This is a genomic window from Thermoplasmata archaeon, assembly GCA_035632695.1.
Classification (GTDB): domain Archaea; phylum Thermoplasmatota; class Thermoplasmata; order RBG-16-68-12; family RBG-16-68-12; genus RBG-16-68-12.
Genome location: DASQGG010000012.1, coordinates 1 through 9859, shown reverse-complemented (window position 1 = coordinate 9859; position 9859 = coordinate 1). Strand labels below are relative to the sequence as shown.

The following is a 9859-nucleotide window of genomic DNA, read 5'->3' as shown; positions in this document are numbered from 1 at the left end:
TCATGCGCACGCTTATCCCTACACCCGGGGTTACCGGAGCGGGATCACCATGCAGCAAGGACCTCCTCCTCAAGAACCTCCGTGGCAAGGACCGCCGACCGGGCCCCCGTGGACATGGCCGGGCGGGATCCGCCGCGGGATGCAGTGGCGGGTGGGCGCGACGATTCTCTTCATCACCGCCTGGCTCGTGTTCATCCTGATCTTCGCGTTCTTCACATCCTACAACCTGTTCCAGAACGTCGTCGTCTTCATCGCGTCCCTGATTACCCTGTTCGGGCTGATCGCGGCGGTCTGGGCATCCTGGGGCATGCGGTTCGCGGGCTGGGAGCACCAGCATTGGCGGTAGGGCGCAGGCACTAGGCTCAGCCGCCCGAGGTGCGAATCACCGCGGACAACGGCACGGACTTCCGGTTCCGACTCGCGGGGGCGAGCCGGCATCCCGACGTGGACGACGGCGTGATCAGCGACGAGGATCTCGCGGCGGACAATACGGATGCGAGCCTCCCCGCGGGCGTAGCCTGGGTGGCTCCCGTGGAGGAGAGCGCCCAGCGGACGTTCGTGTGCGATATGGGCGTCCCGCAGGTCGGCCGGGTCATCGAGGCCATGTCGTGGACCTTCAGGGACGGCCATGCGGTCGAGTTCACCGCGAAGCGGAACCTGGCCGCGGCGCAGACCAAATGGGCGGAGGCGAGCGGGGACAAGGACATGTTCGGCCTCGGTCTGAACCCGAGGGCCAAGGCGGGCTTCCTCCAGAGCACCATGGTCGCGGGGGCCGTGACCGTGGGCATCGGGGAGAACCGCAGCTCCGGCGGCAAGAACACATCCTCGGACGGGTTCGCGGGCACTCTCGTGTCCGGAACGGTCGAGATTGGCGGCCGAGTCGCCATCGACCGCGGGAAGTGGATCGGCTAGTGCCGCTCATCCCGGCATGGGACGGAACTTGTACCCGTAATGGATCACGCCGGCGTCCCCTTCCTGACCCAGCTTGCGGAACGTGGCCTGGACCTTCATGCCGATGGTCACGTCTTCGGGCTTCACGTCGATCAGCTGGCTCGTCAGGCGGACGCCCTCGTCCATCTGGATGATCGCCATCACGTAGGGTTTCTGCATGTCGAACTGGGAGGGCGCATAGTAGATCGTCGTATACGTGACTACGCTCCCCTTGCCGCCCAGCTTGTACGTGGTCATCTTCCCGACCGACTTGCGGCCGCAGTCCGGACAGACGGACCGCGGAGGGAAGTCGACCTTCCCGCAGTTGCCGCACTTGGTGCCGACGAGGTTGTAGCGGCTTTGGATCTCCCTCCAGAACCGTGGGATCGCGGTGCCCATGCTAGTCCCCCCGCTCGAAGATGTGGACGACCGCGGTCGCACCGGTGCCACCGAGCGTGTGCGTGAGGCCGTGTCGTGCACCCACGACCTGGCGTTTCCCGCCTTCCCCGCGGAGCTGCTTCACGATTTCCACGGCCTGCGCGACGCCCGTCGCGCCCACGGGCTGGCCGCGGGCCTTGAGCCCGCCCGAGGTGTTCACGGACACCTTGCCGTTCAGCGCGGTGACGCCCTCCGCGGTGGCGGGGCCGCCCTTCCCCTTCTCGACGAACCGGAGGTCCTCGATGGCCAGGATTTCCGTGATCGTGAAGTTGTCGTGGACCTCCGCGACTTGGATGTCCTTGGGCCCGAGCTTCGCCTCCTGGAAGGCGCGCTTCCCCGCAACCACGGTGGCGTCCATGGTCGTGATGTCGCGCCGGTCATGAAGGGCGAGGAAGTCGCTCGCCTGCCCGGAACCACGAAGCAGGACCGGGGCGTCCGTGAACTTCCGCGCGCGGTCGGCGGCGCACAGGACCACGGCAGCCGCCCCGTCGCTCAAGGGGGCGCAGTCGAAGAGCCCGAGGGGTTCCGCCACGAGCGGCGAGTTCAGGACCGTGTCGAGGGTGATTTCCTTCTGGAACTGGGCCTCGGGGTTCAGAGAGCCGTTCTTGTGATTCTTGACCGCCACCGCCGCGAGCTGCTCGCGCGTCGTGCCGTAGTCGTGCATGTGGCGCCTTGCCATCATCGCGTAGAGGCCCGCAAACGTGGCGCCGAAGACCGTCTCCCACTCCTGGTCTGCGGTGCTGGAGAGGATTTCCGCGGCCTGCACGTCGCCCACGTCGGTCATCTTCTCCGCGCCTCCGACCACGACGATGTCGTACATGCCCGAGGCGATCGCCAGGCGGGCCTGCATCAACGCGATGGCGCCGCAGGCCCCGCCGCCCTCCACGCGCACCGTGGGCAGGTGGTGGTCCGCGAGGCCCGAGTAGTCGGCGACGAGCGCGGACACGTGCTCCTGGTCGATGAACTTCCCCGCGGACATGTTGCCGATGTAGATCGCGTCGATGTCCTCGGATGCGATCTTCGCGTTCTGGATCGCCTTGAGCCCGGCCTCGATCCCGAGATCCCGGAACGAGCGGTCCCAGAGCTCTCCGAATTCCGTCTCCCCGACCCCGATGACGGCCACGTCGCGCATCTCATTCCTCCCGGAGAAGGATCTTGCCACGGTACTTCGCGTAGGTCGCGTAGTCGACGAACGCGTGGTTCTCGACCATCTGCTTCACGGTCGGGGTCGCGTCTCGGCGAATCTTCGTGATCTGATCCGTGACCGTGATGTCGAATCCGTCGGAGCCCGCGCCGGACCCGTAGCCGACCGCGAAGATGCGGTCCCCGGACTCGGCTTCGTCCAGGATCGCGCTCAGCCCGACCAGGATGGCCCCGCTGTACGTGTTCCCGATCTCCCGCACGCACAAGCCCGCGTCGATTTGCTCGTCCTTGAAGCCGAGCTGCTTCGCCGCCCGCACGGGGAACTTCCCGTTGGGCTGGTGGAAGACCGCGTAGTCGTAGTCCTGCGGCTGGCTTCCGGTCCTCTTGAAGAGGAGCTGGGCGCAGTTGATCACGTGCTTGAAGTACGCGGGCTCGCCGGTGAAGCGGCCTCCGTGGCTGGGATAGCGCTGCCCCTCCCGGCGCCAGAAGTCCGGGGTGTCCGTCGTGTAGGAGACCGTGTGGTTGATCTCCGCGATCGTATGGTCCGTTCCGATGAGCAACGCGGCGCCGCCCGCGGACGCGCTGTACTCGAGCGCGTCCCCCGGCGCCCCCTGGCTCGTGTCCGTCCCGATGGCCATCCCGTACTTCATCATCTTGGACAGGGTGAGGCCCATGGTCGCCTGGACCGCGGCGGTGCCTGCCTTGCAGGCAAACTCGAAGTCCGCCGCGGTGAGCACGGGCGCGGAACCGATGGCCTCGGCCACGATGGTGGCCGTGGGCTTGACCGCGTACGGGTGGGATTCGCTCCCCACGTAGATCGCGCCGATGTCCGTGGGGTCGACGTCGACCTTGGCCATGCACGCGCGCGCCGCCTCGACGCTGATCGTGATCACGTCCTCGTCCGGGCCCGGCACGCTCTTCGCGCGGATGTTCAGCGAGCGCCCCATGGCCTCGCCGTCGTTCCCCCAGACCGCGCCGATGACCTTCGGCGTGATTCGGTATCTCGGAATGTAGGCTCCGTAGCTCACGATTCCCGCTTTCATCCCAATCGCTCCAGTCGCTCGATGAGTTCCTTCGGTTCCAGTTCCGTTCGCGCGAGCAGGATGTTCTCCAACTCCGCGAGTTTGATCGCGAGTTCGTCGATGTTCTCCGGTTGCACGTACACCACCATGGCCGGCTTGAGCGGGTTCGCCTTGACGGCGATCATGGGGGACCGGCCGTACTTGACCCCGGTAAACAGGAGGGCACGCTCGGACGTGGAACCGTAGATCTTGAGGTAGTCCGTGGAGTCGAACGTGGTGATTGCCTTGATCGAGTCGATCAGGGTGTAGCCGTTCACGACGCGGCGCGTGTTCATGCCGGCCGTGAGGAGCTTCCCCTCGATCTTCCGGAGGAAATCGGAGGCACGCATGCCCACGGGCCAGTCTCGCATGGACGGGATCACGTCGTTGTGCTCCTCGAAGCGCCGCGAAAGCCGCCGGCCCGACTTCAGGTCAATCTCCAGGAACGCGTCCACGAGTCGGTGGACCGTCTTGATCCCCGGGGAGGTGCGCCGCCCCGCTTCGTAGTCGCTGATCACGCTCGGCGAGACGTTCATGTGCCTCGCCAGGTCCGTCTGCGAGATGTGGAGTTCCTCCCGCCACTTCCGCATCGTCTTCCCCGGCGACTCCGACAGGACGATCTCGCCCGCGATCTTCTCGCGGAGGGGAAGCTCCATGGGCGCGTCTGAGACGGAGGGAGCTATATAAGCGTGTCGAAGCCAGCATCGGCGCGCGAGGAAAGCGGGCATTCGACGCGCCGCGGCACGGTCGGCTCCCTAGTCGACCCCGCGTGGAAGTCTACGCGTCGAGGCGCGCGGCAGGAGCGCAGTGCCGACCGCGGAGACGAGGGCCACCCCGGCGAGTACCTCGAACGCGAGGCCTAGGAGCGCGTAGTTGGACGCGATGATTGCTCCGGCCACCAGGGGACCCGCCACGCTTCCGCCGGAGGCTCCGGCACCCCACACGATCGCGTTTCCCAACGACGCCTTGTCTCGGGGGACGTAGTCGGCCGCCAGGGAGAGGAACAGCGGGAAGCCGCTGAACGTGAAGAGGCCGAAGAGGGCGAGGAACGCAAGGGACGCCCATCCTCCCGAGAACAGATACCCGAGGATGGACATCCCGGAGGCCAACGAGCTGAGTCCGAGGACGAGTCGCCGGTCGAAGCGGTCCACGAGCCAGCCGAAGACGGGCTGCCCGAAGATCGCGGGCACGTACATCGTGGTGACCGTGTCGCCCAGGACCGACGTGAGGCCCGCCCCCTGGACGTGGCTGATGTAGATTGGAAGGAAGCTGACGATGCCTTGGGTCGCCATGGAACGCACGAACACGACGACGGTCAGGAGGACCGCGCCCCGGGTCGCGGCGCTTCGGAGCGTGTGTTCCCCGCCTTGCGTCGGGAGGGGATCCTCGACCCGCGGTCGGCTTGGCGACCGCCACCCTCGGAGGCCCGCCCAGAGGATTCCCGACACGGCGAATCCGAGCGCCGCGAAGACCGCGAACCGGTCGTAGTCCGTCGCGAGGATCGGGACGAGAAAGAACAGGGACGGGTAGAGGGCACGGCCCACGCTCCCGATGGATCCGTTGGCCCCGAGCGCCCGGCCCCTCGTCGCGTCCTCGTAGGTCGACTGGAGAATCGTCGCGCCCAGGGGATGGTAGAACGCACTCCCGAGCCCTGCGAGCAGGGAGGACGCCACGACGGCGCCGATCAGCGCAAGGCCGTCCGCGTACACGAGGGCCAGGTAGAATCCGAGGAGGCCGGCGGACAGAAGGCCCATCCCCACCCCGATGAGCGTTCCGGGCCGCCCGCTGCGATCCGCCCAACGGCCGACGACGAGACTGAGGACGGCCGAGGCTCCGTTGAACAGGACCAGCAACGCGGTCGCCTCGAGCGGGGGAGCGCCCCGCGCTTGGGCCAAGAAGTCCGCGGCGAAGGAGACGAAGATGACCATGCCGTCGTTCGTCGCGTGGGCCAACGACGTGAGGGCGAGAGCTTGCAGGCGGCTCCTCTGGGTCGGGGCAGGCAACGGATCGCGAGACCACTCCCGCCGCTGCCTTATCAGCGTTTGGCCCGCGGGGGGGGGCTCACGTCGTGCTGGCCTGGTAGCCTTCCGTGAGCCGCCGCCGGACATTCGGGTTGAAGAGGTTGCCGAGGACCACCTTGCGGCCCGTGCGGTTCACGCCCATCAACCGGACGAAGTCCTTGAGCCCCCCTTTGCTCTGCCATCCCTGGATGTGGGCCGCGTACGCGTCCTCGGACAGCTTCCCGAGCAGGTCCCGGGTGAGCCCGTCTTCATGGTACTCCCAGATTCGGTGGTTGCGCTTCCAGTCCTCCGGCGCGACGATTCCCTCGCGGGTCAGATCGTCCCAGATCGGCGTGCCGATCAGGCAGTCCAGGATGTTGACCTGGACCGCATGGGGCCGCAGGGTGCGGATGAAGTCGATCGTGCGCTGCACGTCGGGCAGGCCTTCCACGGGTGCCCCAATGATGAACGAGGTGACCACGATCATTCCCGCGCGCTTGGCGTCGGCCACGGCCCTCTCCGCCTGGGCCGCCGTGATCCCTTTCTTGTAGTACCCGAGGACATGCGGGGACGGGCTCTCCACCCCGAAGTACATCACGTCGAAGCCCGCGCGCTTCATCGTTCGCAGGAGCTCGTAGGGTGCGTTGTCCACGCGACCCTCGCAGTAGAACCGCATCCGGATCTTGCGGTCGCGGATTCCCTCGCAGATCTCCCGCACGCGGCTCTTCTTCAGGGTGAAGTTGTCGTCCACGAACACGACGTTCTCGTAGCCGCGGTCGTAGAGCCCTTCGAGCTCGTCGACCACGTTGGCCGCGCTCCGCGCCCGCCAGCGACGCTGGGAGAACGCCGCGCAGGAGCAGTACGTGCACGCGAAGGGGCAGCCGCGGGAGGAGACGATCGTGGTGAACTTCCCGAAGGTGAGGCGGATGTTCTGGTGGAAGTACCCGTACTCCAGGTCCCCGAGGAGGGTGCGGTCCGGGAAGGGGAGGGCGTCGAGGTCCCGGATCACGGCCAGCGGCCGGCTCACGAGCTGTCCATCCTCGAGGTACGTGATGCCGTCCACATCCTGCGGAGGCTCGCCGGCCTCGAGTCGGTCCAGGAGGTCCGGGAACGAGCGCTCCGCCTCTCCCTTGAGGACGTAGTCCACGAAGGGATACGCGCGGAGGATCTTCTCCGCCGCGAACGTGGAGTGGTATCCGCCCATGACGAGGGTGGTGTCCGGCGCCGCCTCGTACACCTTTCGGAGTGCCTCAATGGCGTCCAGGAACGTGTGGGTGGAGCAGTTGATCCCGAAAACGTCCGGCCGCTCCTGCACGACCCGCTGCGCGAGTTCGTTCCCGCTCAGGTTGCGACAGAAGGCATCGAGCACCTGGACGTCCGAGCGACCGCGGGCCCGGAGGCTCGCGGCGATGTAGAGGAGGCCGAGCGGGGGCCACAGCTCCGTCGTCTTGCCAGGAGGGGTGGACAGGAAGACCTTCATGGTTGCGGTCCGCGGTCTTCGGGCCGGCACGCCCATGGCTCCCCTCTGGAGACGAGGACGGTCGTGGCCGGAGGCTCAGGTCGCAGAGCCCGAAGCCCGCGTATGAAAGCTCGGTACTTTCTATGGGTACCGTCCGGCGGCCTTGGAAGGAGCGGCGTTCGCCATGGCGTCAGGGGCGTTCCCGCGCGGCCGCCTGGATCCGGCGGTAGCGCTCGAGGTAGAGACGTTCGCAGGAATGGCAGCAGAAGTAGTGGTAGCGGCCGCCGAGGCGTGCTCGGACGGGCTCGCCGTGAATGGGTCCGCGGCACTCGAAGCACGGGATGTTCGCCACGAGACCTTCGCGAGGAAGGACCGTCGGCTCGTCCTTCACGGTGGTGAGGCCGGCGTACTCCCGAACGCGAGTCACTCGAGGCATGGCCGACACTTCCTTGCGGACGGTTGCGACCGCCTCCCGCGACGGGGCGGAGACATCCACCAGGATCGAGCCCTGCGGGCCCGTGAGGACCCGCCGCGCCCAGGACCGACTTGCGATCGTCCGAGCCACGCTTGCTTCGGATCGGGGCTTCGTCTCCACGATGAGGGTGGCACCGCTTTCCGAGAGCCGCTCGGAGTCGAGGACCACGCGGTATCCGCGAATAATCCCCAGCTGCTCCAGGTTCCTCACGTGGGCGCTGACCGTAGGAACGCTCACCCCGACCCGTTTGGTGATCGTCCGAAGGGAGGCGCGCGCATCCTCGAGGAGGGTGCGGAGAATGGCCACGTCCGTCGCGTCGAGGTCCAACGCCCTTGGATGCGTGAAGACAACCTTAAGCTTCCTCCAGAGGCAACCCCGCACACTCTTATACGAAGCGTGGGGTGACGAACCCTGCGGGAGACGGTGGCCTCGATGACGATGGTTGAGGAGCTGGCCGAGTTCGTGGTCGGTCGGACGTTTGACGACCTCTCCTCCGCGGCTGTCGCCGCGCTCAAGGTCCGGATGCTCGACGGGCTCGGATGCGCCCTTGGGGCCTTGGAGGGTCCGCCCATTCTCGCGCTCCGCGAACACGCCGCGGACTTCGGCGGGCGCCCCTTGTGCACAACGATCGGTGGTCCCAAGACGTCGCCCGATCGCGCCGCGCTCATCAACGGCGCTCTCGTGCGGTACTTGGATTTCAACGACAGCTACCTCGCCAAGGGAGAGACCTGCCACCCGAGCGACAACATCGGTGCCGTGATGGCCGCCGCGGAATACGCCAGGGGGCGTGGCAGGGACCTTCTGGTCTCCCTAGCGGTCGCCTACCAGGTCCAGTGCCGCCTCAGCGACGTCGCACCGGTCCGTGCAAAGGGTTTCGATCACACGACCCAGGGATCGTATGCGGTCGCTGCGGGTGTATCCAAGGCGCTCCGACTCGATCCGGCGAAGACCGCGAACGCGATCGCGATCAGCGGCACAGCGTTCAATGCGCTGCGCGTGACGCGGACCGGCACGCTGTCGAACTGGAAAGGGCTCGCCTACCCGAACACGGGGTTCTGTGGCGTCCACGCGGCGTTCCTGGCGAAGCACGGCATCACGGGGCCGCCAGAGGTTTTCGAGGGGAACAAGGGCTTCATGGACGCAATTGCGGGCAAGTTCGAGATCGACTGGAGTCGTGAGGACCTCGAACGCGTCACGAGGACGATCCTCAAGCGGTTCAACGCGGAGGTCCACTCGCAGTCCGCCACGGAGGGCATCCTCGAGCTGAAAGCAGAAACGGGGTTCACGGCCGACCAGGTGGACCGGATCGACATCGACATCTTCGACGTGGCCTACAACATCATCGGCGGCGGGGAAGAAGGGTCCAAGTACGGCGTGAGGACCAAGGAGGAGGCGGATCATAGCCTCCAGTACATCGTGTCCGCGGCCATCCTGGACGGGAACGTCCTGCCCTCCGCGTACACCCCGGAGCGCATCCTGAGGAAGGATATCCAGGAGCTCCACCGCAAAATCGTCGTCCGCCCCAAGCCGGAGTACAGTGCCCGCTTCCCCGCCGAAATGCCTTGCCGCTTGACGGTCCACCTGAAGGAGGGCCGCGTCCTCGAGAAGGAGAAGCGGGACTACGAGGGCTTCGTGACACGGCCCATGGCCTGGGCGACCGCGGAAGCGAAGTTCCACGCCTTGGCGGCACCGTTCGTCCCGGGCGGGTTGCGCACGCAGATCACGAAGGCTCTTGCCGATTTGGAGAACATTCAAGTCGTCGACCTGCTCAGGCTCCTCGCGAAGATTCCTACGCGTGGGAAGAGGCGGTCCCCATGAGTCCCAAGACATCATCGAAGGCATGGCGGGAGCAGGAGCGGGCGTTCGGCTGGGTCAAGCGCAACGATCGTCAGGGGAAGCCGCGCACGAAAGGGCTCACGGAGATCCGGGGGCCCTACTACTCCGTCATGGGGCCGCGGTACCTCGAGGATGTCTTGGAGACCGCGGGCGACTACGTGGACTCCCTCAAGTTCGCCGCGGGCTCCTTCAGCGTGATCCCAAAGAAGTCCCTCACCCAGCTCCTCGATCTGGCGCACTCGTATGACGTGCAGGTGTCGACGGGAGGATGGATCGAGTACGTCCTCACGCAGGGCAAACAGGCCGTGGACCGCTACATCGAGGAGGTCAAGTCCGTGGGGTTCGACATCTTGGAGATCTCCGCGGGCTTCATCTCGATCCCCATCGACGACTGGGTCGCCTTGGTCGAGCGCGTGAAGGCCGAGGGATTGAAGCCGAAACCTGAGGTCGGCATCCAGTGGGGCGCCGGCGGGGAGACGAGCGTCGAGGAGCTCGAGGAGGCTGGCGTGGGCGGCCC

The 9859-nt window shown here is 66.6% G+C and carries 11 protein-coding genes; 4 read left to right on the top strand and 7 right to left on the bottom strand.

The window, feature by feature from the left end; all coding sequences use genetic code 11:
• A partial coding sequence (locus VEY12_00790) for a hypothetical protein (protein HYM38668.1) occupies positions 1 to 346 on the top strand: 346 nt, incomplete at its 5' end.
• Between the two features lie 29 nt (positions 347 to 375).
• Positions 376 to 912: a hypothetical protein gene (locus VEY12_00785; protein ID HYM38667.1), complete on the top strand. Its 537-nt coding sequence runs from the start codon at positions 376 to 378 to the stop codon at positions 910 to 912.
• 6 nt (positions 913 to 918) lie between these two features.
• Here the strand turns inward: VEY12_00785 and VEY12_00780 are convergent, their stop codons facing one another.
• The 7 genes from VEY12_00780 to VEY12_00750 all read right to left on the bottom strand — a co-directional run bounded on the left by VEY12_00780 (position 919) and on the right by VEY12_00750 (position 7833).
• Complete coding sequence (locus VEY12_00780; GenBank protein HYM38666.1) at positions 919 to 1329, bottom strand: Zn-ribbon domain-containing OB-fold protein; 411 nt, start codon at positions 1327 to 1329, stop codon at positions 919 to 921.
• Position 1330: 1 nt separating this feature from the next.
• Positions 1331 to 2500 (bottom strand): thiolase domain-containing protein, encoded by a 1170-nt coding sequence (locus tag VEY12_00775; GenBank protein ID HYM38665.1) that lies wholly within the window; start codon positions 2498 to 2500, stop codon positions 1331 to 1333.
• A gap of 1 nt (position 2501) precedes the next feature.
• Complete coding sequence (locus VEY12_00770) at positions 2502 to 3554, bottom strand: hydroxymethylglutaryl-CoA synthase (GenBank protein ID HYM38664.1); 1053 nt, start codon at positions 3552 to 3554, stop codon at positions 2502 to 2504.
• Positions 3551 to 4228, bottom strand: a complete 678-nt coding sequence (locus VEY12_00765; GenBank protein ID HYM38663.1) for a helix-turn-helix domain-containing protein — start codon at positions 4226 to 4228, stop codon at positions 3551 to 3553. The genes VEY12_00770 and VEY12_00765 overlap by 4 nt, the downstream gene beginning before the upstream one ends.
• A 99-nt stretch (positions 4229 to 4327) precedes the next feature.
• Positions 4328 to 5575, bottom strand: coding sequence for an MFS transporter (locus VEY12_00760; GenBank protein ID HYM38662.1), 1248 nt, complete (start codon positions 5573 to 5575; stop codon positions 4328 to 4330).
• 58 nt (positions 5576 to 5633) lie between these two features.
• The gene (locus VEY12_00755; GenBank protein ID HYM38661.1) at positions 5634 to 7082 is read right to left on the bottom strand and encodes a radical SAM protein; all 1449 of its coding nucleotides are present in this window, start codon (positions 7080 to 7082) and stop codon (positions 5634 to 5636) included.
• A gap of 139 nt (positions 7083 to 7221) precedes the next feature.
• Entirely contained in the window at positions 7222 to 7833 is a 612-nt protein-coding gene (locus VEY12_00750; GenBank protein HYM38660.1) for a winged helix-turn-helix transcriptional regulator, read from the bottom strand.
• Positions 7834 to 7938: 105 nt separating this feature from the next.
• Here VEY12_00750 and VEY12_00745 point away from each other — a divergent pair, with 105 nt between their 5' ends.
• Both VEY12_00745 and VEY12_00740 read left to right on the top strand, forming a co-directional pair.
• The gene (locus tag VEY12_00745) at positions 7939 to 9324 is read left to right on the top strand and encodes an MmgE/PrpD family protein (GenBank protein HYM38659.1); all 1386 of its coding nucleotides are present in this window, start codon (positions 7939 to 7941) and stop codon (positions 9322 to 9324) included.
• Positions 9321 to 9859: phosphosulfolactate synthase (locus VEY12_00740; GenBank protein HYM38658.1), on the top strand; the 539-nt coding region annotated here is incomplete at its 3' end. The genes VEY12_00745 and VEY12_00740, both read left to right, overlap by 4 nt.

Bases quoted from the DNA above. Each gene is read 5' to 3' on its own strand.
- VEY12_00780 (HYM38666.1), bottom strand. From the start codon at position 1,329: ATGGGCACCGCGATCCCACGGTTCTGGAGGGAGATCCAAAGCCGCTAC.
- VEY12_00775 (HYM38665.1), bottom strand. From the start codon at position 2,500: ATGCGCGACGTGGCCGTCATCGGGGTCGGGGAGACGGAATTCGGAGAG.
- VEY12_00770 (HYM38664.1), bottom strand. From the start codon at position 3,554: ATGAAAGCGGGAATCGTGAGCTACGGAGCCTACATTCCGAGATACCGA.
- VEY12_00765 (HYM38663.1), bottom strand. From the start codon at position 4,228: ATGGAGCTTCCCCTCCGCGAGAAGATCGCGGGCGAGATCGTCCTGTCG.
- VEY12_00745 (HYM38659.1), top strand. From the start codon at position 7,939: ATGACGATGGTTGAGGAGCTGGCCGAGTTCGTGGTCGGTCGGACGTTT.